We start from the raw sequence: 25,185 nt of genomic DNA on the forward strand, positions 1-25,185 counted from the left end.
GTGACGGCGGCTCAGCCCGCCGTCGTCACCCGGCCGGCGCCCGCGTACACGTTGGCGCTCTCGCCGCGCAGGAAGCCGATCAGGGTCAGGCCCAGCTCCTCGGCGAGCTCGACGGCGAGCGAGGACGGTGCCGACACGGCGGCCAGCAGCGGCACGCCCGCCAGCGCCGCCTTCTGCGTCAGCTCGAACGAGGCCCGCCCGCTCACCAGCAGCAGGTGCCCGGTCAGCGGCAGCCGGCCCTCGCGCAGGGCCCAGCCGACCACCTTGTCGACGGCGTTGTGCCGGCCCACGTCCTCCCGGACGCAGAGCAGCTCGCCCCGCGCGTCGAACAGGCCGGCGGCGTGCAGTCCGCCGGTGGAGTCGAAGGCGCGCTGCGCGGCCCGGAGCCGGTCCGGCAGGGCGTACAGCAGGGCGGGGGAGACCCGGAGGCCGTCCTCGGCGACCGGGTACCTGCTGTGGGTGCGGACCGCCTCCACGGTGTCGCGGCCGCACAGGCCGCAGGCGCTGGTGGTGAGCAGGTTGCGGTGCCCGGAGAGCGGGGCGGCGTCGCCGCGGACCGTCGCGTCGACCACGTTGTAGGTGTTGAGTCCCTCGGCGTCCGTCCCGGCGCAGTAGCGCAGCGCGGCGAGCTGGCCCGCCTCGTGCACGACGCCCTCGCCGACCAGGAAGCCGGCCACCAGGTCGAAGTCGTCACCGGGGGTGCGCATGGTGACGGTCAGCGGCTCGCCGCCGAGCCGGATCTCCAGCGGTTCCTCCGCGGCCAGCGCGTCGGGCCGCTCGCCCGCCTCGGTGCCGCGCAGCCGCACCACCCGGCGCCGTACCGTCGCCCGTGCCATCGGCCCCTCCTCCTGCCCGTCCGCGGGCGTTCCGCGCCGCCCGTGCGCGGGCCCCGCGTGGTGCCCAGCCTGCGTCACGACCGGCCCCGGCGGGAAATCCGCAGGTGTCCACGACCCCCGGTTGTCATATCCTCATTCACCTGATGTGATTGTGCATATGGATATGCACGGTGCTGTGGCCCCCGACGCGCCACTCGTCCAGGTCGGCAAGGCCGATGTCACCGCCGAGGACGTCCTCGCCGTCGCCCGGGGCAACGCCCGCGTGGAGATCGGCCCCGACGCCCTCGCCGAGATGGCCGCCTCCCGCGCCCGTATCGACGCGCTGGCCGCCGAGCCGCGCCCCGTCTACGGCGTCTCCACCGGCTTCGGCGCCCTCGCCGTCCGCCACATCAGCCCCGAGCTCCGCGCCCAGCTGCAGCGCTCCCTCGTACGCTCCCACGCCGCCGGCATGGGCCCCACCGTCGAGCGCGAGGTCGTCCGCGCCCTCGTCTTCCTGCGGATGAAGACCCTCGCCTCCGGCCGCACCGGCGTCCGCCCGCTGGTCGCCGAGACCATGGCCGCGCTGCTCAACGCCGGAATCACCCCCTCCGTCCGCGAGTTCGGCTCGCTCGGCTGCTCCGGCGACCTCGCCCCGCTCTCGCACTGCGCCCTCGTGCTCATGGGCGAAGGCACCGCCTTCGGCCCCGACGGCGCCGAGAAGCCCGCCGCCGAGCTGCTCGCCGCCGCCGGCATCGAACCGGTCGAGCTCCTGGAGAAGGAGGGCCTCGCCCTCATCAACGGCACCGACGGCATGCTCGGCATGCTGGTCATGGCCGTCGCCGACCTGCAGCGGCTCTTCACCACCGCCGACATCACCGCCGCGATGAGCCTGGAGGCGCTGCTCGGCACCGACAAGGTGCTCGCCCCCGAGCTGCACGCCCCGATCCGCCCGCACCCCGGGCAGGCGCTCTCCGCGGCCAACATGCTCGCCGTGCTCAAGGGCTCCGGCCTGACCGGCCACCACCAGGACGACGCGCCGCGCGTCCAGGACGCCTACTCGATCCGCTGCGCCCCGCAGGTCGCGGGCGCCGGCCGCGACACCGTCGCGTACGCCGCCACCGTGGCCGGGCGCGAGCTCGCCGCCTCGGTCGACAACCCGGTGGTGCTGCCCGACGGCCGCGTCGAGTCGAACGGCAACTTCCACGGCGCCCCGGTCGCCTACGTGCTGGACTTCCTCGCCATCGCCGCCGCCGACCTCGGCTCGATCTCCGAGCGCCGCACCGACCGGCTGCTCGACAAGGCCCGCTCGCACGGCCTGCCCGCGTTCCTCGCCGACGACCCCGGCGTGGACTCCGGCCTGATGATCGCCCAGTACACCCAGGCCGCGCTGGTCAGCGAGAACAAGCGGCTCGCCGTGCCGGCCTCGGTCGACTCGATCCCGTCCTCCGCGATGCAGGAGGACCACGTGTCGATGGGCTGGTCGGCCGCCCGCAAGCTGCGCCAGTCCGTCGCCAACCTCGGCCGGGTGCTCGCGGTCGAGCTCACCGCCGCCTCGCGCGCCCTGGAGATCCGCGCCGAGGGCGGCAGCGGCCCGCTCGCCCCGGGCACCGCGGCGGCGATCGCCGCCGCCCGCGAGGCCGGTGTCGGCGGCCCCGGCCGCGACCGCCACCTCTCGCCCGACCTGGAGGCCGCGGCCGCGCTGGTCGCCTCCGGCGGCCTGGTCGCCGCGGTCGAGCGGGTCACCGGCCCGCTCGCCTGACCGGCGCCGGGACGGGCGGCCGGCACCGGCCGTCCCGGCAGGCCCCGGCCGTGCCCCGGGCCGGCGCGGGCGCTGCGCCGCCGTCCGTGCCGTCCCGCTCCGCGAAACGGCATTGCCCGCATGGCGGGACTGCGCGACAGTCGTCCAAGCCGCCGTCGCCAACGGCGCGCGCCGCTCACGAGCTCGGAGGTACCGCTGATGACAGCCCTGGACGAGACCGGCACCGCCGGACCCTCCGCCCGACTCCTCCAGCTCTTCGAGGGGCACCGGCTGACGCCCACCCAGCGGCGGATCGCCCACTCGCTCGTCCGGCACGCCGCCGAGGCGCCGTTCCTGTCGAGCGTCGAGGTCGCCGAACTCGCCGGGGTCAGCCAGCCGTCCGTGACGCGCTTCGCCGTCGCCCTCGGCTACGACGGCTACCCGGCGCTGCGCAAGCGGCTGCGCGAGCTGGGGGCGGGCGAGCCCGGCCCGTCCGCGGAGACCCCGGCGGACGCGGTCCGCAACGAGCACCAGCAGGCCGTCCTCGCCGAGATCGAGCACCTGCGCCACCTCGCCGACCTGCTCGCCGACCCGGAGCCGATCGTGCGCGCCGCCCGGCTGCTCGCCGCCTCGCGGCCGCTGCCGGTGCTCGGCCTGCGGGCCGCCTCCGCCCAGGCGCACGGCTTCGCGTACTTCGCGGCGAAGGTGCACCCGGACGTCCGGCTGCTCGACGAGGGCGGCTCGATGCTCGCCGACCGGATCGAGCAGGCCGCGGCCGCCGGCGCCACCGCGCTGGCCTGCTTCGCACTGCCGCGCTACCCGCGGGAGCTGATGGACGCCCTGGCGGCCGCCCGGGCGTGCGGCCTGACGGTGGTGACGGTCGCCGACAGCGCGTTCGCGCCGGTCGCGCGGCTGTCGGACCTGATGCTGCCGGCCGCCGTCGGCACCGGGCTCGTCTTCGACACGGCGTGCGCGCCGATGATGCTGGGCCGGGTGCTGCTGCAGACGATGTGCGACGAACTCCCCGGCGCGGAGGCCCGGCTGGAGGCCAACGAGCAGTCGGCGGCGGCCCGCGGACTCTTCCTGGAGTAGGCCAGGTTGCCCCGGGCCCAGGAACGGGCATCCCCTCCTCGGGGCCCGGTGCCGGGCCGGACGGGGGTGACCGACATGCGGGTGATCCACCAGATGAGAATGACCGCACGGCTGGCCGACGGCGCCGACGAGTGGTCCTGCCCGGCCTGCGGGCGGCGGATCGCGCTGCGCCCGCCGCCGGACCCCCGGCTCACCGTGCTCGACGCGGGGGACGAGAGCGCCGTGCACATCGGGGTGACGGAGCAGGGCCCGTCGGCCGCGTCGGCGGAGGCGGTGGAGCGTTACGGGCTCGGGCCGGTGCAGGAGATCCCCCGGCCGCCGTCCCGCCCGCGGACCGGTCCGCAGCAGGCGTCCGAGGAGGGGGCGGGTGCCGCGCCCGACGCGGGGAGCGCCCCGGACGCCGCGGACCGCGCCTGGCTGGCGGGCCTCGGCATCGACTGGGACGGCGGCGCCGCGGCCTGAGCCACGGCGGGGCAGGCGCGGCCGGGGGCGCCGGTCGGGGTCGCCGGCCGACGGGGAACAGCGGGGAATAGGTGTGCCGAGGGGGGCGTTCAGACGCACGTAGTTGAAATCTGAACGATCTGGAGGGTGAGCACCATGCAGTTCGGCATCTTCACCGTCGGCGACGTCACCGTGGACCCGACCACCGGCCGGGCCCCGACCGAGCACGAGCGGATCAAGGCGACGGTGGCCATCGCCCTGAAGGCCGAGGAGGTCGGCCTCGACGTCTTCGCGACCGGCGAGCACCACAACCCGCCGTTCGTGCCGTCCTCGCCGACCACCCTGCTCGGCCACATCGCGGCGCGCACCGAGCGGCTGATCCTCTCCACCTCGACCACGCTGATCACCACCAACGACCCGGTGAAGATCGCCGAGGACTACGCCACCCTCCAGCACCTCGCCGACGGCCGCGTCGACCTCATGCTCGGCCGCGGCAACACCGGCCCCGTCTACCCGTGGTTCGGCCAGGACATCCGGCAGGGCATCCCGCTGGCGGTCGAGAACTACGCCCTCCTCCACAAGCTCTGGCGCGAGGAGACCGTCGACTGGCAGGGCCGCTTCCGCACCCCGCTCCAGGGCTTCACCGCCACGCCCCGCCCGCTCGACGGCGTCCCGCCGTTCGTCTGGCACGGCTCGATCCGGTCGCCCGAGATCGCCGAGCAGGCCGCGTACTACGGCGACGGCTTCTTCGCCAACCACATCTTCTGGCCCAAGGAGCACTTCCAGAAGCTCGTCGACCTCTACCGCACCCGCTACGCGCACTACGGCCACGGCACCCCCGAGCAGGCGATCGTCGGCCTCGGCGGCCAGGTCTTCCTGCGCCGCAACTCCCAGGACGCCGTCCGCGAGTTCCGCCCGTACTTCGACAACGCGCCCGTCTACGGCCACGGGCCGTCGCTGGAGGAGTTCACCGAGCAGACCCCGCTCACCGTCGGCAGCCCGCAGGAGGTCATCGAGAAGACCCTCACCTTCCGCGAGACCTTCGGCGACTACCAGCGGCAGCTCTTCCTCGTCGACCACGCCGGCCTGCCGCTGAAGACCGTCCTGGAGCAGCTCGACCTGCTCGGCGAGGAGGTCGTGCCCGTGCTGCGCAAGGAGTTCGCGCGCAACCGCCCGGCCGCCGTCCCCGCCGCGCCGACCCACGCGTCGCTGCTCGCCCACCGCACCGCCGTCGAACCGGAGGCCGTCCGATGACACCGCCCGTACGCAGGATCGTCGCCGTCTCCGCGGGCGTCTCGCAGCCCTCGTCCACCCGGCTGCTCGCCGACCGGCTGACCGGCCGGGCGGCCGAGCGGGCGGGCGACGGCACCACGGTCGAGGTGATCGAGCTGCGCGACCTGGCCACCGAGATCGCGCACAACCTCGTCACCGGGTTCGCCGGGCCGAAGCTTCGGGCGGCCCTCGACGCGGTCGCGGCGGCGGACGGCCTGGTCGCCGTCACGCCGATCTTCAGCGCCTCCTACAGCGGCCTCTTCAAGTCGTTCTTCGACGTGCTCGACCGCGACGCGCTCACCGGCACCCCGGTGCTGATCGCCGCGACCGGCGGCACCGCCCGGCACTCCCTCGCGCTGGAGCACGCCCTGCGCCCGCTCTTCGCCCACCTCCGGGCCGCCGTCGTCCCGACCGCCGTCTTCGCGGCCTCGGAGGACTGGGGCCCGGGCGGGGACGCGGAAGGGCTGGCGTCGCGGATCTCCCGCGCCGCGGGCGAGCTCGCCGACGCGCTGGCGGGCCGCCCCGCCCGGGGGCGGGGCGAGCCGGGGCTGGTGCCGTTCGCCGAGCAGCTGGCGGCGCTGAACGCGGCCTGACCCTCCCCGGGCGGCGGGTGGCGGAGCCGGTGGGGGCTCCGCCACCCGCCTCTGCCGTGCCCGAAGCCCGGCGTGGCCGTGCGGGTCAGCGCCGCGGGCCGTTCGGGTAGCGGCGGTTCGCCCGCATCGAGGTGCGGATCTCGGCGGCCATCCGGATCACCGTCTCCGCGGACGAGCGGCGGCCGTCGGTGAGGTCCTCGTCCCGCATGTGGAACTCGGTCCGGCTCGGCCGGCACCACATGCAGTTGGCGTCCTGGTCGAGCAGCCAGCCGTCCTCGCAGCGCAGCGACACCTCGCAGCCGGGTGCGCCGACGAGCTGCAGCGCGATGTCGTCGGCGCGCTCCAGGAGTTCGGGTGCGGGCAGGTGGGCGAAGCCGCCGAACCACCGCCGTTCGATCCGCTCGCGCAGCTGCTCGGCGGTCCGGACGCGCAGCTGCCCCGCGATCACGGTCCGCACGGTGTGCGGGATGCCGCCGCGCTGGGAGAGGGCGTACCGCAGGGGCCGCGGGTAGGCCTCGGTCACCCATCCGACGGGATCCTGGCCCTGGGACATGTAGGGAATCGCCACCACCGCCCTCCTCGTGGTCGACCCCAGCCTATGACGCGGGTCCGACGATCCGGGCGGCTCCGGGGGCGCGCGGGCGTGCTCCGGAGGGCCCGGGCGGAGCGGCGGCGGACGGACGGCGCGCGGGGCGGCCCTGGCGGCGGACGTGTTGTCTGGATATATTCAGTCCTGGGAAGTCTGAATGAATTCATCCGCAAGGAGGCCGGTGGCATGGTGGACCAGGTGAGCGGCCCGCGTGAGGTACGCGCGGCACGCGGCACGAAGCTGACCGCGCAGGGCTGGCAGCAGGAGGCCGCCCTGCGGATGCTCATGAACAACCTCGACCCCGAGGTCGCCGAGCACCCCTCCAAGCTCGTCGTCTACGGCGGCACCGGCAAGGCCGCCCGCGACTGGCGCTCGTACGACGCCATGGTCCGCACCCTGCAGACGCTCAAGCAGGACGAGACCATGCTCGTGCAGTCCGGCCGGCCGGTCGGCGTGATGCAGACCCACGAGTGGGCGCCGCGCGTGCTCATCGCCAACTCCAACCTCGTCGGCGACTGGGCGAACTGGGAGGAGTTCCGCCGACTGGAGTCGCTCGGCCTCACCATGTACGGCCAGATGACCGCCGGCTCCTGGATCTACATCGGCACCCAGGGCATCCTCCAGGGCACCTACGAGACCTTCGCCGCCGTCGCGGAGAAGAGGTTCCGGGGCACCCTCGCCGGCACCGTCACCCTCACTGCGGGCCTCGGCGGCATGGGCGGCGCCCAGCCGCTCGCCGTCACGATGAACGGCGGCGTCGCGATCTGCATCGACTGCGACCCCTCCCGGATCTCCCGCCGCATCGAGCACCGCTACCTGGACGTCGAGGCGAAGGACCTCGCCCACGCCCTCGAACTCGCCACCGCCGCCCGGGACAAGAAGCAGCCGCTCTCCATCGGCCTGCTCGGCAACGCCGCCGAGCTCGTGCCGCAGCTGCTCGCCATGGACGCCCCGATCGACATCGTCACCGACCAGACCAGCGCCCACGACCCGCTCTCCTACCTCCCCGTCGGCGTCGCCTTCGAGGACATGGCGTCGTACGCGGCCGAGAAGCCCGCCGAGTTCACCGACCGCTCCCGCGAGTCGATGGCCCGCCACGTCGAGGCGATGGTCGGCTTCCAGGACCGCGGCGCCGAGGTCTTCGACTACGGCAACTCCATCCGCGGCGAGGCCCGGCTCGCCGGCTACGACCGGGCGTTCGCCTTCCCCGGCTTCGTCCCGGCGTACATCCGCCCGCTGTTCTGCGAGGGCAAGGGCCCGTTCCGCTGGGCCGCGCTCTCCGGCGACCCGCAGGACATCGCCAAGACCGACAGGGCCGTGCTCGACCTCTTCCCGGAGAACGAGTCGCTGCACCGCTGGATCAAGCTGGCCCAGGAGAAGGTGCACTTCCAGGGCCTGCCCGCACGCATCTGCTGGCTCGGCTACGGCGAGCGCGACAAGGCCGGCGAGCGCTTCAACGACATGGTCGCCTCCGGCGAGCTCGCCGCGCCGATCGTCATCGGCCGCGACCACCTCGACTGCGGCTCCGTGGCCTCCCCGTACCGCGAGACCGAGGCCATGCTCGACGGCTCCGACGCCATCGCCGACTGGCCGCTGCTCAACGCGATGGTCAACGTCGCCTCCGGCGCCTCCTGGGTCTCCATCCACCACGGCGGCGGCGTCGGCATCGGCCGCTCCCTCCACGCCGGACAGGTCACCGTCGCCGACGGCACCGCGCTGGCCGGCGAGAAGATCCGCCGGGTGCTCACCAACGACCCCGGCATGGGCGTCGTCCGGCACGTCGACGCCGGCTACGACCGCGCCACCGAGGTCGCCGCCGAGCGCGGCGTACGCGTCCCGATGGGTGAGTCGTGACCTTCGAAGCGATGTGGGCGGAGCTGCTCCCCGTGGGCCGCTCCGCCGCCTCCGGCGGCTACCGCCGCTTCGCCTGGACCACCGCCGACGCGGAGTGCCGCGCGTGGTTCCGCGAGCAGGCCGAGCGGCGCGGCCTCGCGTACGAGGTCGACCGCAACGGAAACCAGTGGGCCTGGCTCGGCGACCCGCAGGCCGGGGACGCCGTCGTCACGGGCTCGCACCTCGACTCCGTACCGGACGGCGGCGCCTTCGACGGCCCGCTCGGCGTGGTCTCCGCGTTCGCCGCCCTCGACGAACTCCGCTCCCGCGGGGTGGAGTTCACCCGCCCGCTGGCGATCGTCAACTTCGGCGACGAGGAGGGCGCCCGGTTCGGCGTCGCCTGCGTCGGCTCCCGGCTCGCCGCCGGCGTGCTGACCCGGGACCAGGCGTACGCGCTGCGCGACGCCGACGGCGCCCGGCTGCCCGACGCCATGGAGCGGGCCGGCCACGACCCGGCCGCGATCGGCACCGACCACGAACGCCTCGGCCGCATCGGCGCGTTCGTCGAACTGCACGTCGAGCAGGGCCGCTTCCTCACCGAGCGGCAGCCCGTCGGCGTCGCCTCCGCGATCTGGCCGCACGGCCGCTGGCGGTTCGACTTCCACGGCGAGGCCAACCACGCGGGCACCACCCGCGTCGAGGACCGCCGCGACCCGATGCTCACCTACGCCACCACGGTGCTCGCCGCCCGCAAGAAGGCCCGGCTCGCGGGGGCGCTCGCCACCTTCGGCAAGGTCGCGGTCGAGCCGAACGGCACCAACGCCATCGCCTCCCTGGTGCGCGGCTGGCTCGACTCCCGGGCCGCCGACGAGGCCACCCTGGAGCGCGTCGTCGAGGAGATCCGGCAGGCCGCGGCCGACCGCGGCGGGCGCGACGGCGTCCGGGTCGAGCTCACCCGCGAGTCGTACACGCCGGTCGTCGACTTCGACGGCCCGCTGCGCGACCGGCTCGCCCGCACCCTCGGCGGGGTGCCCGTGCTGCCGACCGGCGCGGGACACGACGCCGGGATCCTCGCATCGGCCGTCCCGACCGCCATGCTGTTCGTGCGGAACCCGACCGGGATCTCGCACTCCCCGGCCGAGCACGCCGAGGCGGCGGACTGCCTGGCGGGCGTGACCGCCCTCGCCGACGTACTGGAGGACCTCGCATGTCAGGGCTGACGTACTGGGCGGAGTACGCCTGGCTGCCGCACGCGAACGGCCCGGTGGTCGAGCGCGACGTGCTCGTCACCGTCGGGCCGGGCGGCCGGATCGCCCACGTCACCCCCGACAGCGGGCCCTGCCCGCCCGGCGCCGTCCGCCTCGGCGGCCTGCTGCTGCCGGGCCGGGCCAACGCCCACTCGCACGCCTTCCACCGGGCGCTGCGCGGCACCGTGCAGGTCGGCTCCGGCACCTTCTGGACCTGGCGCGACACCATGTACCGCTTCGCCGGGGCCCTCGACCCCGACAGCTACCTCGCGCTCGCCACCGCCGTGTACGCGGAGATGGCCCTCTCCGGCATCACCGCCGTCGGCGAGTTCCACTACCTGCACCACGCCCCCGGCGGCGCCCGCTACACGGACCCCAACGCGATGGGCCACGCCCTCGTCGAGGCCGCGGCCCGGGCCGGCATCCGCATCACCCTGCTCGACACCTGCTACCTCTCCGCCGGCTTCGGCGCCGACCTCACCAAGCCGCAGCTGCGGTTCGGCGACGGCGACGCCGACGCGTGGGCCGCCCGCGCCGACGCCCTCAAGGACACCGGCCACGCCCGGATCGGCGCGGCCGTGCACTCGGTGCGCGCCGTGCCCGCCGACCAGCTCGGCACGGTCGCGCACTGGGCCGCCATGCGCAGGGCCCCGCTGCACGTGCACCTCTCCGAGCAGACCGCCGAGAACGACGCCTGCCTCACCGCGCACGGCGTCACCCCGACCCGGCTGCTCGCCGACCACGGGGTGCTCGGCCCGCGCACCTCCGCCGTGCACGCCACCCACCTCACCGACGAGGACGTCCGGCTGCTCGGCGACTCCTCCACGACCGTCTGCATGTGCCCCACCACCGAACGCGACCTCGCCGACGGCATCGGCCCGGCCCGCCGCCTCGCGAGCTCCGGCTGCCCGATCAGCCTCGGCAGCGACAGCCACGCCGTGATCGACCCGTTCGAGGAGGCCCGCGCGCTGGAGCTCAACGAGCGGCTGCGCACCCGCACCCGCGGCCACTGGACGGCCCACGCCCTGCTGCGCGCCGGCGGCGAGGACGGCCACGCCTCGCTCGGCTGGCCCGAGGCGGGCCGGATCGAGGCCGGGGCGCTGGCCGACTTCACCGCCGTCGCCCTCGACACCGTCCGCACCGCCGGCCCCGGCCCGCAGCTCGGCGCGGAGACCGCGGTCTTCGCGGCGTCCGCGGCCGACGTCCGGCACGTGGTGGTCGGCGGCCGGCACATCGTGCGGGACGGCGAGCACCGGCTCGTCCCGGACGTCGCGACGGCCCTCCGCACCGCGATCGCCGCCCTCGACGCGTAGCGCTCCCGCCGCGCGGGGCCCCGCAGCCCGCGCCACCCCGGCCCGAGCCACTGCAGCCCAGAGCTCCCCCGGGGAGCGGAAGGACACCCGTGAGCACCCTCATCACCGGCATCGGCAGCCTCGTCACCAACGACCCCGCGTACGGCCCCGGCCCGCTGGGCGTGCTCGCCGGCGCGGCCGTCGTCGTCGACGGCGGCCGGATCGCCTGGGTCGGCCCGGCCGCCGCCGCACCGGCGGCCGACGACCGCGTCGACGCGGCGGGCCGGGCGATGCTGCCGGGCTTCGTCGACTCGCACGCCCACCTGGTCTTCGCGGGCGACCGCACCGCGGAGTTCGACGCCCGGATGTCCGGCCTGGCCTACACCGCCGGGGGCATCCGGACCACCGTCGCCGCGACCCGGGCCGCCACCGACGCCGAACTCGACGCCAACCTCGTCAGGTTCGTCGGCGAGGCGCTGCGGCAGGGCACCACCACGATCGAGTGCAAGTCCGGCTACGGCCTGACCGTCGACGACGAGGCGCGGGCCCTGCGGATCGCCTCCGCGCACACCCCGGAGACCACGTACCTCGGCGCGCACGTCGTCGCCCCCGAGTACGCGGACGACCCGGCCGGGTACGTCGACCTCGTCACCGGGCCGATGCTGGACGCCTGCGCCCCGCACGCCCGCTGGGTGGACGTCTTCTGCGAGCGCGGCGCCTTCGACGGCGACCAGGCCCGCGCCGTGCTCACCGCCGGAGCGGCCCGCGGCCTGGTGCCGAGGGTGCACGCCAACCAGCTGGGCCACGGGCCGGGCGTGCAGCTCGCGGTGGAGCTCGGCGCGGCCTCCGCCGACCACTGCACCCACCTGACCGACGCGGACGTCGCGGCGCTCGCCGGCTCGGCGACGGTCGCCACCCTGCTGCCCGGCGCGGAGTTCTCCACCCGGGCGCCCTACCCGGACGCCCGCCGACTGCTCGACGCGGGTGCCGCCGTCGCGCTCTCCACCGACTGCAACCCCGGCTCCAGCTTCACCAGCTCGATGGCCTTCTGCATCGCGGTCGCCGTCCGTGAGATGGGCATGACGCCGGACGAGGCCGTCCATGCGGCGACCGCCGTCGGGGCCCGCGCCCTGCGGCGCACCGACGTGGGCCGGGTCGCGGTGGGCGCCCGGGCCGACCTGCTGCTGCTGGACGCGCCCTCGCACGTGCACCTCGCCTACCGGCCGGGCGTGCCGCTGACGGCCGGGGTGTGGCGGGCGGGCGTCCGCGAGGTCTGACGGCGGGAGCGGCACGGAGGAGACGGAAAGAGACGGAAGAGACGGAAAGAGACGGAAAGAGGGAGGGCGCGGTCCGCGCCCTCCCTCGCTGCTCTGCCGGGTTGTGCCCGGGTGGTGCCCTCAGTCTTCCGGGCGGCGTCCGGTGCCCGCTACCGCCGGTCGGCGGGTCTGCGGGAGCCCTCGCCCCCGCCGGTCGGCGGGGTGGGCGGACGCGGCGGCCCGGCCCGGGATCGCCGGGCCGGCCCGCCGCGTCGCCGCGGGTGCGGCCGGGGTCAGTGCACGTCGCCCATGAGGCGGACGACCTTCCTGCGGTACATCGCGAGCGCGAGGCCGGCGACGATCGCGGCGACGCCCTGGACGGCGAAGTACCAGGTGCTGCCGGTGGCGTCGCCCAGCACCAGCTGGACGAGCGCGGCCACGCAGTCGCCGGCGGTGACGGCGAGGAACCAGACGCCCATCATCTGGCTGGCGTACTTCGCCGGGGCCAGCTTGGTGGTGACGGAGAGGCCGACCGGGGAGAGGGTCAGCTCGCCGACGGTCTGGATCAGGTAGACCATCGCCAGCCACAGCGGGGTGACCTTCACGCCGCCGGAGGCCGCGGCCATCGCCAGCATCATGACGAGGAACGACGCGCCGATCATCAGCAGGCCGAAGGCGAACTTCATCGTGGTGCTGGGGTTCCTGCCGCGGCGCGAGAGCGCGACCCAGAGCCAGGCGAAGACGGGGGCCAGCGCCATGATGTAGAGCGGGTTCAGCGACTGGAACCAGCTGGACGGGAACGCGAAGCCGAACAGCGTGGAGGCGGTGCTGTCGTCGGCGAACACGCTCAGCGTGGAGCCGGACTGGTCGTAGATCATCCAGAACACGGCGGCGGCCACGAAGAACCAGATGTAGCCGCTCATCCGGGACTGCTCGGCGGCGTCGAGGTCCTTGTCGCGCTTCACCCGGGCGAAGACGAAGACCGGGATGGCGATGCCCGCGATCGACAGCGGCCAGATCGCCCAGTCGATGGTGAAGCGGCCGCTCAGCACGACGACGGCGTAGAAGACCGCCGCGACGGCCAGCCACAGGCCCGCCTTGCGGAACACCGCGCGCTTCTCGGCGGCGGGCATCGGGGAGGTGACCACGTCGCTGGTGGCGGAGAGGTGGCGGGTGCCGAGCAGGAACTGGCCGAGGCCCAGTGCCATGCCGATCCCGGCGAGGGCGAAGCCCAGGTGCCAGTCGACGCTCTGGCCGACGGTGCCGATGACCAGCGGGGCGGCGAAGGCACCGAGGTTGATGCCCATGTAGAAGATGGTGAAGCCGCCGTCGCGACGGGGGTCGTTCGGGCCGTCGTACAGGTGGCCGACCATCGTCGAGATGTTGGCCTTGAGCAGGCCGGAGCCGAGCGCGATGAAGCCGAGGCCGGCGAAGAACGAGGCGGTCGCGGGTACGGCCAGGGCGAAGTGGCCGATCATGATGATCACGCCGCCGAGCGCGACGGTCTTCCGGGCGCCGAGGAAGCGGTCCGCGATCCAGCCGCCGGGCAGTGCCAGCAGGTAGACCATCGCGTTGTAGACGCTGTACACCGCCGTCGCCACGGCGATCTTCATGCCCAGGCCGCCCTCGGTGGTGGCGGCCGTCATGTAGAGCACCAGCAGGGCACGCATGCCGTAGAAGCTGAAGCGCTCCCACATCTCGGTCATGAAGAGGGTGGCGAGCCCTCGGGGGTGCCCGAAGAAGGTCTTGCCACGGTGAGGTGCCGGCCGTACGCCGGCGTCCAGGGTGGTAGTCGCCATGTGTGGTGGGTTCCTTGCCTGACTTCGTCCGCCTCGTGGGTGTCGGCGGACGGGGACCGGACCACTGTACGGCGAAGAGAACATGACATCAGCTGACAAACATGGCGTTTACCGGCATATCGGAGTGATGCTTCTCCCGGCCCCAGCATGTCGTTCCATGGCTTTTCAGTAAAATCTCCTTCGCTTTCAAGGTCGAAGTCCAGGATCTCCGGCCTGAGCCTCCGCGCGGGCATTCGGTCGCGAGCATGACAGGGATTCGGCCGCCGGTGACCCGCTGTGAAGTAGTTCACAGCCTCGGTGATCATCCGCGGCGGACTACCATCACCCCATGACCTGTGTGCTGCTGGCCGAGGACGACCCGGCAATCTCCGAACCGCTGGCCCGCGCCCTCCGCCGCGAGGGATACGAGGTGCTCGTCCGCGAGGACGGGCCGGCCGCGCTGGCGGCGGGACTGACGGAGGAGGTCGACCTCGTCGTCCTCGACCTCGGCCTCCCGGAGATGGACGGGCTGGAGGTCTGCCGCCGGCTGCGCGCCGACGGCCGCAGCTGCCCCGTCCTCGTGCTCACCGCCCGCGCCGACGAGGTCGACACCGTGGTGGGCCTCGACGCCGGCGCCGACGACTACGTCACCAAGCCCTTCCGCCTCGCCGAGCTGCTCGCCCGCGTCCGCGCGCTGCTCCGCCGCGGCAACGTCGACCAGCTCACCACCGGGGCGCACGGCGTCAAGATCGACATCGAGTCGCACCGCGCCTGGCTCGGCGAGGACGAGCTCACGCTCTCCGCGAAGGAGTTCGAGCTGCTGCGCGTGCTGGTGCGCGACGCCGGCCGGGTCGTCACCCGCGAGGAGATCATGAGGCAGGTCTGGGACACCACCTGGTGGACCTCCACCAAGACCCTCGACATGCACATCTCGTGGCTGCGCAAGAAGCTAGGCGACGACGCCGCCAACCCGCGGTACATCGCCACCGTGCGCGGTGTCGGCTTCCGCTTCGAGAAGAACTGACCGAAGGCGTCCCCCGGCGTGAAGCGCAGAATGATCAACTCGCTGCTGGGCGTCGTCCTGGTGGTGGTCGTGGTGTTCTGCGTCCCGCTCGCGCTGATCGAGAAGCAGAGCATCGTCAGCGCCGCCGAGGGCCGCATCGACGCCGCGGCCGTCCGGGTCCTCGGCCTGGTCGAGAGCCGGCTGGCCGCCGGCGAGCCGGTGACCGGGGAGAAGTTCGCCGCCCAGGTCAGCCCCGGCTCGTACGTCACCGTCGACATCCCCGGCCAGCGGCTGATCGCCGTCGGCACCCCCGTCGACGGGCCCGCGATCGGCGCCACCGAGAAGGGCGCCAGCGGCGAGACCGTCGCCGTGCAGCAGTCCCGCAAGGACGTCGACCACGAGATCGGCAACATGCTGCTGCTGCTCGGGGTCGTCGCACTGCTCGCCGTCCAGGCCGCGGTGGCGCTCGCCGTCTGGCAGGCCAAGCGCCTCGCCCGGCCGCTCACCGAACTCGCCGAGACCGCCGAACGCCTCGGCTCCGGTGACCCCCGCCCGCGCGACCGCCGCTACGGCGTGCCCGAGCTCGACCGGATCGCCGAGGTGCTGGACGTCAGCGCGGTGCGCATCGCCCGGATGCTCACCGCCGAGCGCCGGCTCGCCGCCGACGCCTCCCACCAGCTCCGCACCCCGCTCACCGCACTGTCGATGCGGCTGGAGGAGATCACCGCGCTCGCCGAGGAGCCCGGCACCGTCAAGGAGGAGGCCACGATCGCCCTCCAGCAGGTCGAACGCCTCACCGACGTCGTCCAGCGGCTGCTCACCAACCAGCGCGACCCCACCAGCCCGACCGCCGTGCCCTTCGACCTCGACGAGGTCATCAAGCAGCAGGTCGAGGAGTGGAGCGCCCCCCTGCGCGCCGACGGCCGCCACCTGCACCTCGAAGGGCTGCGCGGTGCCAGGGTGCTCGGCACCCCCGGCACGGTGGCGCAGGTGCTCGCGACCCTCATCGAGAACTCGCTCATGCACGGCGGCGGCGACATCACGGTGCGGGTCCGCCGCACCGGCTCCTCCGTCGTGACCGAGGTGCAGGACGAGGGCGCCGGCGTGCCCCCGGAGCTCGGCAACCGCGTCTTCGAACGCGCGGTCAGCGGCCGCAACTCCACCGGCATCGGCCTGGCGGTCGCCCGCGACCTCGCCGAGGCCGACGGTGCACGGCTCGAACTGCTGTCGCTCCGGCCCCCGGTGTTCGCGCTCTTCCTCGGCGGCAGCCGGACGGACGGCTAGGGGACGCCCCTACTTCACGTACTGCGGCTCCTCGGCCGCCAGCAGCAGCTCGGCCTCGGCCACCACCGCGGGCGCGGGCACCGGCTCCGGCACGGCCTTGAACACCCAGGTGCGGTACGAGATGAAGCGGAAGACCGTGCCCAGGGCCAGGCCCGCCAGCTTGGCGGCGATCTGCTCCAGGTGCGTGTCCAGCCCGAGCACGTACACCGAGACGGCCAGCACGCCGGTCTCGATCAGCATGCCGGCGCCGCTGAAGACCAGGAACAGCGTGATCTCCCGGCGGCGGGAGGCCGCGTCACGGTCCTTGTAGAGCCAGTAGCGGTAGCCGAGGTAGTTGGTGGAGATGGCCACCAGGGTCGCCGCGATGTTCGACCGCAGCGAGGCGAGGCCGAGGCCGTTGATGCAGACCCAGAAGACGACGAAGTTGACGGCGACACCGCCCAGGCCCACCACGCCGAACCGGATCACCTCGCCGGAGATGCCGTCGAGCCGCTGCAGGAGCGACGACGAGGTCGCGGAGGTCTTGGTCATCCGGGTGTCTCCTGAGTGGCGTACGGGAGGACGGCAGGTGCCCGCGCGGGCGCAGCGCGAACGGGCGCCTCGTGTACGCACATGCACGGCTAAGGCACCGGCAACCCAGGCTACTCGGTCCCCGTGAGGCGATCGGCGCCCGGTCCCGGGGCCTCCGGCCCCCGGCCCTGCCGTGCACCGGCTCCCACCGGCCCGGATATCCTGGGCAGCGTGACTTTCGCGGGCAACGCAAAATTTCCAGTGGTGGGCGTGATCGGCGGCGGGCAGCTGGCACGCATGGCGCACCAGGCGGGCATCCCGCTCGGCATCCGCTTCCGGCTGCTGGCCGACACCCCCCAGGACTCCGCGTCCCAGGTGGTCTCCGACGTCGTCCTCGGTGACTACCGGGACCTGGAGACGCTGCGCCGCTTCGCCGCCGGCTGCGACGTGGTGACCTTCGACCACGAGCACGTCCCGACCGAGCACCTGCGCGCCCTGGAGGCCGACGGCATCGCCGTCCGCCCCGGGCCGGACGCACTGGTCAACGCCCAGGACAAGGGCGTCATGCGGGCGAAGCTCGACGCGATCGGCGTGCCCTGCCCGCGCCACCGGATCGTCGCCGACCCGGCCGACGTGACGGCGTTCGCCGCCGAGGGCGACGGCTACCCGGTGGTGCTGAAGACCGTCCGCGGCGGCTACGACGGCAAGGGCGTGTGGGTCGTCGGCGACGAGGGGGAGGCGCACGCGCCGTTCCTCGCCGGGGTCCCCGTGCTCGCCGAGGAGAAGGTCGACTTCCTGCGCGAACTCGCCGCGAACGTCGTGCGCTCGCCCAGCGGCCAGGCCGTGGCCTACCCGGTGGTGGAGAGCGTCCAGGAGAACGGCGTCTGCGCCGAGGTCACGGCGCCCGCGCCCGGCCTCGACCCGGAGCTCGCGGCCCAGGCCCAGCAGCTCGCGCTGCGGATCGCCGGCGACCTCGGCATCACCGGGCACCTCGCGGTGGAGCTGTTCCAGACCCGCGACGGCCGCATCCTCGTCAACGAGCTGGCCATGCGGCCGCACAACTCCGGCCACTGGTCGCAGGACGGCGCGGTCACCTCGCAGTTCGAGAACCACCTGCGGGCCGTCCTCGACCTGCCGCTCGGTGACCCCCGCCCCCGCGCACGGTGGACGGTCATGGTCAACGTGCTCGGCGGCGACTACCCGGACATGTACCACGCCTTCCTGCACTGCATGGCCCGCGACCCGGGCCTGAAGATCCACATGTACGGGAAGGACGTCAAGCCCGGCCGCAAGGTCGGCCACGTCAACGTCGTCGGGGACGACCTCGACGACGTCCGCGAGCGCGCCCGCCACGCGGCCGCCTACCTGCGAGGAACGATCACCGAATGACCAACCCCGTTGTCGGCATCGTGATGGGCTCCGACTCCGACTGGCCCGTGATGGAGGCCGCCGCGCAGGCGCTCGACGAGTTCGAGGTCCCCTACGAGGTGGACGTCGTCTCCGCGCACCGCATGCCGCGCGAGATGATCGCGTACGGCGAGCAGGCGCAGGCCCGCGGCCTGAAGTCGATCATCGCCGGTGCGGGCGGCGCCGCCCACCTGCCCGGCATGCTGGCCTCGGTCACCCCGCTGCCGGTCATCGGCGTCCCGGTGCCGCTGCGCTACCTCGACGGCATGGACAGCCTGATGTCGATCGTGCAGATGCCGGCCGGTGTGCCCGTGGCGACCGTCTCGGTCGCGGGCGCCCGCAACGCCGGCCTGCTGGCCGTCCGGATGCTGGCCGCGTTCGACCCCGAGATCGCCGAGCGGATGGTCGAGTTCCAGGCCGAGCTGAACGCCCAGGCCACCGAGAAGGGCAAGAAGCTGCGCGCCAAGGTCGCCGGCGCCGGCTCCTTCGGCTTCGGCAACTAGGCGGCGCCCCGCGGGGGTCGCTGGTTACGGTGGCCCCATGACCCCTGAGCTGCTCGACCGTGCCCGTGCCGTCCTCCGCGAGACCCCGGTGGTCGACGGGCACAACGACCTCCCCTGGGCGATGCGCGCCCAGGCCGGCTACGACCTCGACGCGATCGACCTCGCGGCCGACCAGAGCGGCCGCCTGCACACCGACCTCGCCCGCCTGCGCGCGGGCGGGGTCGGCGCGCAGTTCTGGTCGGTGTACGTGCGCAGCGACTGGGCGGGCGACCACGCGGTCAGCGCGACCCTGGAGCAGATCGACTTCGTGCACGCGCTCACCGCGCGCTACCCGGACGTGCTGCGCCTCGCCCTGACCGCCGACGACATGGAGGCGGCCCGCGCCGAGGGCCGGATCGCCTCGCTGATGGGCGCCGAGGGCGGCCACTCCATCGACTCCTCGCTGGCCACCCTGCGGGCCCTGCACACCCTGGGCGTGCGGTACCTGACGCTCACCCACAACGACAACGTGCCGTGGGCGGACTCCGCCACCGACGAGCCCGCCGCGGGCGGCCTGACGGCCTTCGGCGAGGAGGTCGTGCGGGAGATGAACCGGCTCGGCATGCTCGTCGACCTCTCGCACGTCTCCGCCGACACCATGCGGGCGGCCCTGCGCGTCTCGGAGGCGCCGGTGATCTTCTCGCACTCCTCGGCGCGCGCCGTCTGCGACCACCCGCGCAACGTCCCGGACGACGTCCTCGCGCAGCTGCCCGCCAACGGCGGCCTGGCGATGGCGACGTTCGTGCCGAAGTTCGTGCTCCCCGCCGCCATCGAGTGGACGTCCGCCGCGGACGACAACATGCGCGCGCACGGCTTCCACCCGCTGGAGACCACCCCCGCCGCGATGGAGTGCCAGCGCGCGTACGAGGCCGGCCACCCCCGGCCGGTGGCGACCGCGGCGACCGTCGCCGACCACCTGGACCACATGCGCGAGGTCGCGGGCATCGACCACATCGGCATCGGCGGCGACTACGACGGCACCGCGTTCGTCCCGGCCGGCCTGGACGACGTCGCCGGGTATCCGCACCTCGTCGCCGAACTCCTCGGCCGGGGCTGGTCGGAGGCCGACCTCTCCAAGCTGGCCTGGCACAACGCGGTGCGGGTGCTGCGCGACGCGGAGGGGGTCGCCGCGCGCCTGCGGGCGGACCGCCCGGCGTCGATCGCCACCCTCGCGGGCCTCGACGGCTGACGCTTGACCTTGCCCCTGGGGCAGAGCGGAGGCTTCACGGCGTGGAGGACGACCTGCTGGGCATCGGCGCCTTCGCGCGCCGGGCCCGGCTCTCCCCGAAGGCGCTGCGGCTGTACGACCGGCAGGGCCTCCTGCCGCCCGACCGGGTCGACCCGGTCACCGGCTACCGGTACTACCGGGAGGGCCGGCTGGAGGAGGCCCGGCTGATCGTCCGCCTGCGGCGGCTCGACATGCCGCTGGCGGCGGTCGCCGGGGTGCTGGCCGCGCCCGCCCCGGAGGCGGCCGGCCTGGTGGCGGCGTACTGGGAGTCCGTCGAACGGCGGGTCGCGGCGCAGCGGGAGCTGGCGGCGCACCTCCGCATCCGGTTGTCGGGAGGCGAAGGGAGTACGGACATGTACGAGATCCAGCAGCGCGAGGTGCCGGAGCAGTTGGTGCTGACCGAGCAGCGGCACGCCGGGCCGGAGGACCTGCCGGAGTGGATCCCGGCGGCCACCGGGCGGCTGGCCGCCGCCGCGCAGGCGTACGGGGGCGTCGCCGCGGCGCCGTTCGTGGTCTACCACGGCGAGGTCAACGAGGACGGTGACGGGCCGGTCGAGGTGTGCGTGCCGGTCGACCCGGCGCGGGCCGCCGGGGCGGCGCACGCGCACCGCTCCGAGCCGGCCCACCGCGAGGCGTACACGGTGATCACCAAGGCGCAGTGCGCGTACCCGCAGATCCTGTCGGCCTACGACGCGGTCTTCGCGTGGGCGAAGGCGCGGGGTGCGGCGGTGGCCGACGCGCCGCGCGAGGTGTACTTCGCGGACTGGGCGGCGGCCGGCGACGGCGACCCGGTCTGCGACATCGCGGTGCCGCTGGCCTGACGGGCCGCCCGTCCGGCGCCCCGGCGCCGACGGGCTCCCGCCGTCAGAGCCGCGGCAGCTCGATCGCGGGGCAGCGGTCCATGACCATGGCGAGCCCGGCGCCGGTGGTGCGCGCGTAGGCGGCCTCGTCGACGACGTCCAGCTGGAACCAGACGGCCCGGGCGCCCACCGCGACGGCCTGGTCGGCGACCTCGCCGGCCAGGCCGGAGTTGACGAAGACGTCGACCACGTCGACCGGGAACGGGATGTCGGCGAGGGTGGCGTAGCCCTGCTCGCCGAGCACCGTCTCGGCCTTCGGGTGCACCGGCACCACCCGCTTGCCCGCCTGCTGCAGCACCCGGGCCACGCCGTACGCCGCCCGGGCGGTGTTGGTCGACAGGCCGACCACCGCCCAGGTGTCGCCCGTCTCCTGGAGGATCCTGCGGACCGTCGCGTCGTCTCCGTACGTCATGCCGGGGACAACGGAGCGGCGGGCGCGGTCATTCCTTGCCGGGCCGGCCCATGGCGCGGTACGTCCACCCGGCGGCCCGCCAGGCGGCGCCGTCGAGCACGTTGCGGCCGTCGACGACGCGGCGGTCGGCGACGAGCGCGCCGACCTCGGCGGGGTCGAGCTCGCGGAACTCCTGCCACTCCGTCAGGTGCAGCACCACGTGCGCCCCGACGACGGCCTCCAGGGCGGAGTCCGCGTACGACAGGCCCGGGAACATCTTGCGGGCGTTGTCCACGGCCTTGGGGTCGTAGACGGTGACCTGGGCGCCCTGCAGCTGGATCTGCCCGGCGACGTTCAGGGCGGGGGAGTCGCGGATGTCGTCCGAGTTGGGCTTGAACGCGGCGCCCAGCACGGCGACCCGACGGCCGAGGAAGCCGCCCCCGCACTGCTCGCGGGCCAGCTCCACCATGCGGGAACGGCGGCGCATGTTGATGGAGTCGACCTCGCGCAGGAAGGTCAGCGCCTGGTCGGCGCCCAGCTCGCCGGCTCGCGCCATGAAGGCGCGGATGTCCTTGGGCAGGCAGCCGCCGCCGAAGCCCAGCCCGGCGTTGAGGAACTTTCCGCCGATCCGCGGGTCGAAGGAGAGCGCCCGGGAGAGCTCCACGACGTCGGCGCCGGCCGACTCGCAGACCTCCGCCATCGCGTTGATGAAGGAGATCTTGGTGGCGAGGAAGGAGTTGGCGGCCGCCTTGACGAGCTCGGCGGTCGGGAAGTCGGTGACCACGAAGGGCACGCCCTCGGCGATCGGCGTGGCGTACACCTCCCGCAGCAGCTGCTCGGCGCGCTCGCTGCGCAGACCGACGACGAGCCGGTCGGGGTGCAGGGTGTCGCCGACGGCGTAGCCCTCGCGCAGGAACTCGGGGTTCCAGGCGAGTTCGGCCTGCGCGCCGACGGGGGCGAGGGCGGCGAGGCGCTCGGCGAGGCGGCTCGCGCTGCCGACCGGCACGGTGGACTTGCCGACGACCAGGGTGGGCCGGCGCAGGTGCACGGCGAGCGAGTCGAGCGCGCTGTCGACGTAGCTCATGTCGGCCGCGAACTCGCCCTTCTTCTGCGGGGTGTTGGTGCAGAGGAAGTGGACGTCGCCGAACTCGGCCACCTCCTCCCAGGAGGTGGTGAAGCGCAGCCGTCCGGTCGAACCCTCGTGACCTGCGACGTGCTTGACGAGCAGGTCGGCCAGGCCGGGCTCGTACATGGGGACGCGGCCCGCGGCGAGCGACGCTATCTTCTCCGGGTCGATGTCCAGGCCGAGCACCTCGAAGCCGAGCTCCGCCATGCAGGCGGCGTGCGTCGCGCCGAGGTAGCCGGTGCCGATCACCGTGATGCGGAGGGCCACGTGCGTCCCCTTCAGTCGGTTTGCCGGCCGCCCCGGGCGGGTGGCTGTCGCAGGCACCGATGGTATCCGGGCCCGGGGGCCGCGCGAACCCGCGGATAACGGCCCGGTTGCCGAACGCGCGACCACTCCCGCGGGGGCGCGCCGGGCGGCAGAATGCGCCCATGGTGCCAGGGGAGCGCGAGGAAGCCGCGGCGGACCGCCGGGAGTCGCTGAGTCTGTTCGACCGGGCGCCCGGGGGCGAGGCCCCGGAGGGGGACGCCGAGGGGGTGCCGGACGGCACCGGGGGCGAGGTCCGCCGGAGGCGGCGCACCCGTCGGGTGCTGGTGTGGACGCTGGCCGTGCTGTTCGCCCTGGTGGCGGGCGGCATCGGGTCGGCGTACTGGACGGTGGACCACTACGCGTCGTCGGTGGACCGCATCCCGGGCGCCTTCCCCACGACGCCCGCGGACCGCCAGCCGCAGGCCGTGCCCGACTCCGGCACGACCTTCCTGCTGGTGGGCCTGGACGCCCGCTCCGACGTGGCCACCACCGGCGCGGACGCCGAGGCGCCCGCCTGGAAGGCCGGTGCGCAGCGCAGCGACACGATGATGGTGCTGCACGTCTCCGCCGACCGGAAGAGCGCGGCGCTCATCTCGATCGCCCGCGACACCTGGGTCGACGTGCCGGGCCACGGCAAGGCGAAGATCAACGCGGCGTACTCCTGGGGCGGTCCGGCGCTGATGGTGGAGACGGTGCAGAACCTCACCGGGGTGCGGATCGACCACGTCGCGGTGATCGACTGGAACGGCTTCCGCGCGCTGACGGACGCGGTCGGCGGTGTCGACATCACCATTCCGCGGACCATCGAGGGCCGCGGCGAGGCCCGGCAGTGGGACGCGGGCACCCACCACATGAACGGCGAGCAGGCGCTGCTCTACGTGCGGGAGCGGTACGGCCTGCCCAACGGCGACCTCGACCGCAGCAAGCGCCAGCAGAACTTCCTCCGCGCCCTCATGATCCAGACCATGGACGCGGGCACCCTGGGGAACCCGGCCCGGCTGACCGGCCTGCTGAAGGCCGTCGGCGACGTGATGAGCGTGGACGACCGGCTGAGCAACACCGACCTGTACGACCTCGCCTGGAGCCTGCGCGGGCTGCGTCCCGACGGTGTGCGCTTCATGAACGCGCCGTTCGGCGGCTTCGACTCGGTCGACGGGCAGTCGGTGGTGCTGCTCGACCGGGCGGCCGCGAAGACCCTCTGGGACGCCGTCCGCACCGACCGGATGACCGCCTACCTGGCCGAGCACGGCACCACCAGCGACACCCTGGGCGAGAGCGTGAGCTGACCGGCGCGGCGTGGCACCCGGTGTCACGCATGTCACGGTGCGGTGGGCGGGTGTGTCGCGCCTAGAATGAGGACCAACACTGCTACTTAACGGTAACTAACAGGTCAAGGGGCGAGGCACATGGCTGGCAACTCCGAGGCGGATTTCGACCTCTTCCGGCTGAGCGAGGAGCACGACATGCTCCGGGACGCGATCCGTTCGCTGGCCGAGGCCAAGATCGCCCCGTACGCGGCCGAGGTCGACGAGCAGGGCCGCTTCCCGCAGGAGGCGCTCGACGCCCTCCGGGCCAACGACCTGCACGCCGTGCACGTACCCGAGGAGTACGGCGGCGCTGGTGCCGACGCGCTCGCCACCGTGATCGTCATCGAGGAGGTCGCCCGGGTCTGCGCGTCCTCCTCGCTGATCCCGGCGGTCAACAAGCTCGGCTCGCTGCCCGTCCAGCTCTCGGGCTCCGAGGAGCTCAAGGCGAAGTACCTGGGCGCGCTGGCCCGCGGCGAGGGCATGTTCTCGTACTGCCTCTCCGAGCCGGAGGCCGGCTCGGACGCGGCCGGCATGAAGACCCGCGCCGTGCGCGACGGCGACTTCTGGGTGCTCGACGGCGTCAAGCGCTGGATCACCAACGCCGGCGTCTCCGAGTTCTACACGGTCATGGCCGTCACCGACCCGGAGAAGCGCTCCAGGGGCATCTCCGCCTTCGTGGTGGAGAAGGGCGACGAGGGCGTCTCCTTCGGCGCTCCGGAGAAGAAGCTCGGCATCAAGGGCTCGCCGACCCGCGAGGTCTACTTCGACAACGTGCGGATCCCCGCCGACCGCATGATCGGCGCCGAGGGCACCGGCTTCGCCACCGCGATGAAGACCCTCGACCACACCCGGGTCACCATCGCCGCGCAGGCGATCGGCATCGCGCAGGGCGCCCTCGACTACGCCAAGGGCTACGTCCAGGAGCGCAAGCAGTTCGGCAAGGCGATCGCCGAGTTCCAGGGCGTGCAGTTCATGCTCGCGGACATGGCGATGAAGCTGGAGGCCGCCCGCCAGCTCACCTACGCCGCCGCCGCCAAGTCGCAGCGCACCGACTCCGACCTGACGTTCTTCGGCGCCGCCGCCAAGTGCTTCGCCTCCGACGCCGCGATGGAGATCACCACCGACGCCGTCCAGCTCCTCGGCGGCTACGGCTACACCCGCGACTACCCGGTCGAGCGCATGATGCGCGACGCCAAGATCACCCAGATCTACGAGGGCACCAACCAGGTCCAGCGCATCGTCATGGCGCGCAACCTGCCGTAGCCCCGGCACGCG

At 73.9% G+C, this 25,185-nt stretch carries 23 protein-coding genes; 17 read left to right on the forward strand and 6 right to left on the reverse strand.

Features of this window, described 5'->3' with window-relative positions:
* Nucleotides 1-11: 11 nt before the first annotated feature.
* Complete coding sequence (gene fdhD / locus OG335_RS23115; RefSeq protein ID WP_405013032.1) at nucleotides 12-836, reverse strand: formate dehydrogenase accessory sulfurtransferase FdhD; 825 nt, start codon at nucleotides 834-836, stop codon at nucleotides 12-14.
* Nucleotides 837-993: 157 nt separating this feature from the next.
* Between fdhD and hutH the strand changes: the two genes are divergently transcribed.
* The 5 genes from hutH to OG335_RS23140 all read left to right on the forward strand — a co-directional run bounded on the left by hutH (nucleotide 994) and on the right by OG335_RS23140 (nucleotide 5,951).
* A complete protein-coding gene (hutH, locus tag OG335_RS23120) occupies nucleotides 994-2,574 on the forward strand; it encodes a histidine ammonia-lyase (RefSeq protein ID WP_405013033.1) in 1,581 nt (526 codons plus the stop codon).
* A gap of 198 nt (nucleotides 2,575-2,772) precedes the next feature.
* Nucleotides 2,773-3,645, forward strand: a complete 873-nt coding sequence (locus OG335_RS23125; protein ID WP_405013034.1) for a MurR/RpiR family transcriptional regulator — start codon at nucleotides 2,773-2,775, stop codon at nucleotides 3,643-3,645.
* Between the two features lie 93 nt (nucleotides 3,646-3,738).
* Nucleotides 3,739-4,107, forward strand: coding sequence for a hypothetical protein (locus OG335_RS23130; protein WP_405013035.1), 369 nt, complete (start codon nucleotides 3,739-3,741; stop codon nucleotides 4,105-4,107).
* A gap of 135 nt (nucleotides 4,108-4,242) precedes the next feature.
* Complete coding sequence (locus tag OG335_RS23135; protein WP_405015491.1) at nucleotides 4,243-5,340, forward strand: LLM class flavin-dependent oxidoreductase; 1,098 nt, start codon at nucleotides 4,243-4,245, stop codon at nucleotides 5,338-5,340.
* Nucleotides 5,337-5,951, forward strand: coding sequence for a CE1759 family FMN reductase (locus OG335_RS23140; RefSeq protein ID WP_405013036.1), 615 nt, complete (start codon nucleotides 5,337-5,339; stop codon nucleotides 5,949-5,951). Before OG335_RS23135 ends, OG335_RS23140 begins: the two co-directional genes overlap by 4 nt.
* An 85-nt stretch (nucleotides 5,952-6,036) precedes the next feature.
* Here OG335_RS23140 and OG335_RS23145 read toward each other — a convergent pair whose 3' ends face one another.
* Nucleotides 6,037-6,519, reverse strand: coding sequence for a hypothetical protein (locus OG335_RS23145; RefSeq protein ID WP_405013037.1), 483 nt, complete (start codon nucleotides 6,517-6,519; stop codon nucleotides 6,037-6,039).
* Between the two features lie 219 nt (nucleotides 6,520-6,738).
* Here OG335_RS23145 and hutU point away from each other — a divergent pair, with 219 nt between their 5' ends.
* From hutU to hutI, 4 genes are all read left to right on the forward strand, one after another.
* Nucleotides 6,739-8,394: a urocanate hydratase gene (gene hutU, locus OG335_RS23150; protein ID WP_405015492.1), complete on the forward strand. Its 1,656-nt coding sequence runs from the start codon at nucleotides 6,739-6,741 to the stop codon at nucleotides 8,392-8,394.
* Between the two features lie 11 nt (nucleotides 8,395-8,405).
* Nucleotides 8,406-9,593 carry an allantoate amidohydrolase gene (locus OG335_RS23155; protein ID WP_405015493.1) on the forward strand — a complete coding sequence of 396 codons (1,188 nt, stop codon included), beginning with the start codon at nucleotides 8,406-8,408 and terminating at the stop codon, nucleotides 9,591-9,593.
* Complete coding sequence (locus OG335_RS23160) at nucleotides 9,581-10,933, forward strand: formimidoylglutamate deiminase (RefSeq protein WP_405013038.1); 1,353 nt, start codon at nucleotides 9,581-9,583, stop codon at nucleotides 10,931-10,933. Before OG335_RS23155 ends, OG335_RS23160 begins: the two co-directional genes overlap by 13 nt.
* An 89-nt stretch (nucleotides 10,934-11,022) precedes the next feature.
* Nucleotides 11,023-12,189 carry an imidazolonepropionase gene (gene hutI, locus OG335_RS23165; RefSeq protein ID WP_405013039.1) on the forward strand — a complete coding sequence of 389 codons (1,167 nt, stop codon included), beginning with the start codon at nucleotides 11,023-11,025 and terminating at the stop codon, nucleotides 12,187-12,189.
* A 272-nt stretch (nucleotides 12,190-12,461) separates the two neighbouring features.
* Here hutI and OG335_RS23170 read toward each other — a convergent pair whose 3' ends face one another.
* Nucleotides 12,462-13,967, reverse strand: a complete 1,506-nt coding sequence (locus OG335_RS23170; protein WP_405013040.1) for a peptide MFS transporter — start codon at nucleotides 13,965-13,967, stop codon at nucleotides 12,462-12,464.
* A 328-nt stretch (nucleotides 13,968-14,295) separates the two neighbouring features.
* Between OG335_RS23170 and OG335_RS23175 the strand changes: the two genes are divergently transcribed.
* Entirely contained in the window at nucleotides 14,296-14,970 is a 675-nt protein-coding gene (locus tag OG335_RS23175) for a response regulator transcription factor (RefSeq protein ID WP_405013041.1), read from the forward strand.
* 18 nt (nucleotides 14,971-14,988) lie between these two features.
* Entirely contained in the window at nucleotides 14,989-16,233 is a 1,245-nt protein-coding gene (locus tag OG335_RS23180) for an ATP-binding protein (protein WP_405013042.1), read from the forward strand.
* Between the two features lie 9 nt (nucleotides 16,234-16,242).
* On the opposite strand, the gene OG335_RS23185 is transcribed toward OG335_RS23180, so the two are convergent.
* On the reverse strand, nucleotides 16,243-16,764 hold the full coding sequence (locus OG335_RS23185) for a GtrA family protein (protein WP_405013043.1): 522 nt from the start codon (nucleotides 16,762-16,764) through the stop codon (nucleotides 16,243-16,245).
* Nucleotides 16,765-16,974: 210 nt separating this feature from the next.
* On the opposite strand from OG335_RS23185, the gene OG335_RS23190 reads away from it, so the two are divergent.
* Genes OG335_RS23190 through OG335_RS23205 form a run of 4 tightly spaced genes read left to right on the forward strand, consistent with a single transcriptional unit; the run spans nucleotide 16,975 to nucleotide 20,741 of the window.
* Nucleotides 16,975-18,132: a 5-(carboxyamino)imidazole ribonucleotide synthase gene (locus OG335_RS23190; RefSeq protein ID WP_405013044.1), complete on the forward strand. Its 1,158-nt coding sequence runs from the start codon at nucleotides 16,975-16,977 to the stop codon at nucleotides 18,130-18,132.
* Nucleotides 18,129-18,653 (forward strand): 5-(carboxyamino)imidazole ribonucleotide mutase, encoded by a 525-nt coding sequence (gene purE / locus OG335_RS23195; protein WP_405013045.1) that lies wholly within the window; start codon nucleotides 18,129-18,131, stop codon nucleotides 18,651-18,653. The genes OG335_RS23190 and purE overlap by 4 nt, the downstream gene beginning before the upstream one ends.
* A gap of 37 nt (nucleotides 18,654-18,690) precedes the next feature.
* Nucleotides 18,691-19,881 (forward strand): dipeptidase, encoded by a 1,191-nt coding sequence (locus tag OG335_RS23200; RefSeq protein ID WP_405013046.1) that lies wholly within the window; start codon nucleotides 18,691-18,693, stop codon nucleotides 19,879-19,881.
* A 41-nt stretch (nucleotides 19,882-19,922) separates the two neighbouring features.
* Nucleotides 19,923-20,741 carry a MerR family transcriptional regulator gene (locus tag OG335_RS23205; RefSeq protein ID WP_405013047.1) on the forward strand — a complete coding sequence of 273 codons (819 nt, stop codon included), beginning with the start codon at nucleotides 19,923-19,925 and terminating at the stop codon, nucleotides 20,739-20,741.
* A 43-nt stretch (nucleotides 20,742-20,784) separates the two neighbouring features.
* Here OG335_RS23205 and OG335_RS23210 read toward each other — a convergent pair whose 3' ends face one another.
* Both OG335_RS23210 and OG335_RS23215 read right to left on the reverse strand, forming a co-directional pair.
* Nucleotides 20,785-21,192 carry a CoA-binding protein gene (locus OG335_RS23210; RefSeq protein ID WP_405013048.1) on the reverse strand — a complete coding sequence of 136 codons (408 nt, stop codon included), beginning with the start codon at nucleotides 21,190-21,192 and terminating at the stop codon, nucleotides 20,785-20,787.
* A 28-nt stretch (nucleotides 21,193-21,220) separates the two neighbouring features.
* The gene (locus OG335_RS23215) at nucleotides 21,221-22,564 is read right to left on the reverse strand and encodes a UDP-glucose dehydrogenase family protein (RefSeq protein ID WP_405013049.1); all 1,344 of its coding nucleotides are present in this window, start codon (nucleotides 22,562-22,564) and stop codon (nucleotides 21,221-21,223) included.
* A gap of 161 nt (nucleotides 22,565-22,725) precedes the next feature.
* On the opposite strand from OG335_RS23215, the gene OG335_RS23220 reads away from it, so the two are divergent.
* Together OG335_RS23220 and OG335_RS23225 are read left to right on the forward strand one after the other, a co-directional pair.
* Nucleotides 22,726-23,889, forward strand: coding sequence for an LCP family protein (locus OG335_RS23220; RefSeq protein ID WP_405013050.1), 1,164 nt, complete (start codon nucleotides 22,726-22,728; stop codon nucleotides 23,887-23,889).
* A 120-nt stretch (nucleotides 23,890-24,009) separates the two neighbouring features.
* Nucleotides 24,010-25,173: an acyl-CoA dehydrogenase family protein gene (locus tag OG335_RS23225; RefSeq protein WP_405013051.1), complete on the forward strand. Its 1,164-nt coding sequence runs from the start codon at nucleotides 24,010-24,012 to the stop codon at nucleotides 25,171-25,173.
* The last annotated feature ends 12 nt before the right edge of the window (nucleotides 25,174-25,185 follow it).

The organism is Kitasatospora sp. NBC_01539 (assembly GCF_045040525.1).
GTDB lineage: Bacteria > Actinomycetota > Actinomycetes > Streptomycetales > Streptomycetaceae > Kitasatospora.

What these genes read in the sequence shown, in the direction of transcription:
- fdhD (WP_405013032.1), bottom strand. Translation starts at nt 836, where the DNA reads ATGGCACGGGCGACGGTACGGCGCCGGGTGGTGCGGCTGCGCGGCACC.
- hutH (WP_405013033.1), top strand. Translation starts at nt 994, where the DNA reads ATGGATATGCACGGTGCTGTGGCCCCCGACGCGCCACTCGTCCAGGTC.
- OG335_RS23125 (WP_405013034.1), top strand. Translation starts at nt 2,773, where the DNA reads ATGACAGCCCTGGACGAGACCGGCACCGCCGGACCCTCCGCCCGACTC.
- OG335_RS23130 (WP_405013035.1), top strand. Translation starts at nt 3,739, where the DNA reads ATGAGAATGACCGCACGGCTGGCCGACGGCGCCGACGAGTGGTCCTGC.
- OG335_RS23135 (WP_405015491.1), top strand. Translation starts at nt 4,243, where the DNA reads ATGCAGTTCGGCATCTTCACCGTCGGCGACGTCACCGTGGACCCGACC.
- OG335_RS23140 (WP_405013036.1), top strand. Translation starts at nt 5,337, where the DNA reads ATGACACCGCCCGTACGCAGGATCGTCGCCGTCTCCGCGGGCGTCTCG.
- OG335_RS23155 (WP_405015493.1), top strand. Translation starts at nt 8,406, where the DNA reads ATGTGGGCGGAGCTGCTCCCCGTGGGCCGCTCCGCCGCCTCCGGCGGC.
- OG335_RS23160 (WP_405013038.1), top strand. Translation starts at nt 9,581, where the DNA reads ATGTCAGGGCTGACGTACTGGGCGGAGTACGCCTGGCTGCCGCACGCG.
- OG335_RS23170 (WP_405013040.1), bottom strand. Translation starts at nt 13,967, where the DNA reads ATGGCGACTACCACCCTGGACGCCGGCGTACGGCCGGCACCTCACCGT.
- OG335_RS23175 (WP_405013041.1), top strand. Translation starts at nt 14,296, where the DNA reads ATGACCTGTGTGCTGCTGGCCGAGGACGACCCGGCAATCTCCGAACCG.
- OG335_RS23185 (WP_405013043.1), bottom strand. Translation starts at nt 16,764, where the DNA reads ATGACCAAGACCTCCGCGACCTCGTCGTCGCTCCTGCAGCGGCTCGAC.
- purE (WP_405013045.1), top strand. Translation starts at nt 18,129, where the DNA reads ATGACCAACCCCGTTGTCGGCATCGTGATGGGCTCCGACTCCGACTGG.
- OG335_RS23200 (WP_405013046.1), top strand. Translation starts at nt 18,691, where the DNA reads ATGACCCCTGAGCTGCTCGACCGTGCCCGTGCCGTCCTCCGCGAGACC.
- OG335_RS23210 (WP_405013048.1), bottom strand. Translation starts at nt 21,192, where the DNA reads ATGACGTACGGAGACGACGCGACGGTCCGCAGGATCCTCCAGGAGACG.
- OG335_RS23220 (WP_405013050.1), top strand. Translation starts at nt 22,726, where the DNA reads ATGGTGCCAGGGGAGCGCGAGGAAGCCGCGGCGGACCGCCGGGAGTCG.
- OG335_RS23225 (WP_405013051.1), top strand. Translation starts at nt 24,010, where the DNA reads ATGGCTGGCAACTCCGAGGCGGATTTCGACCTCTTCCGGCTGAGCGAG.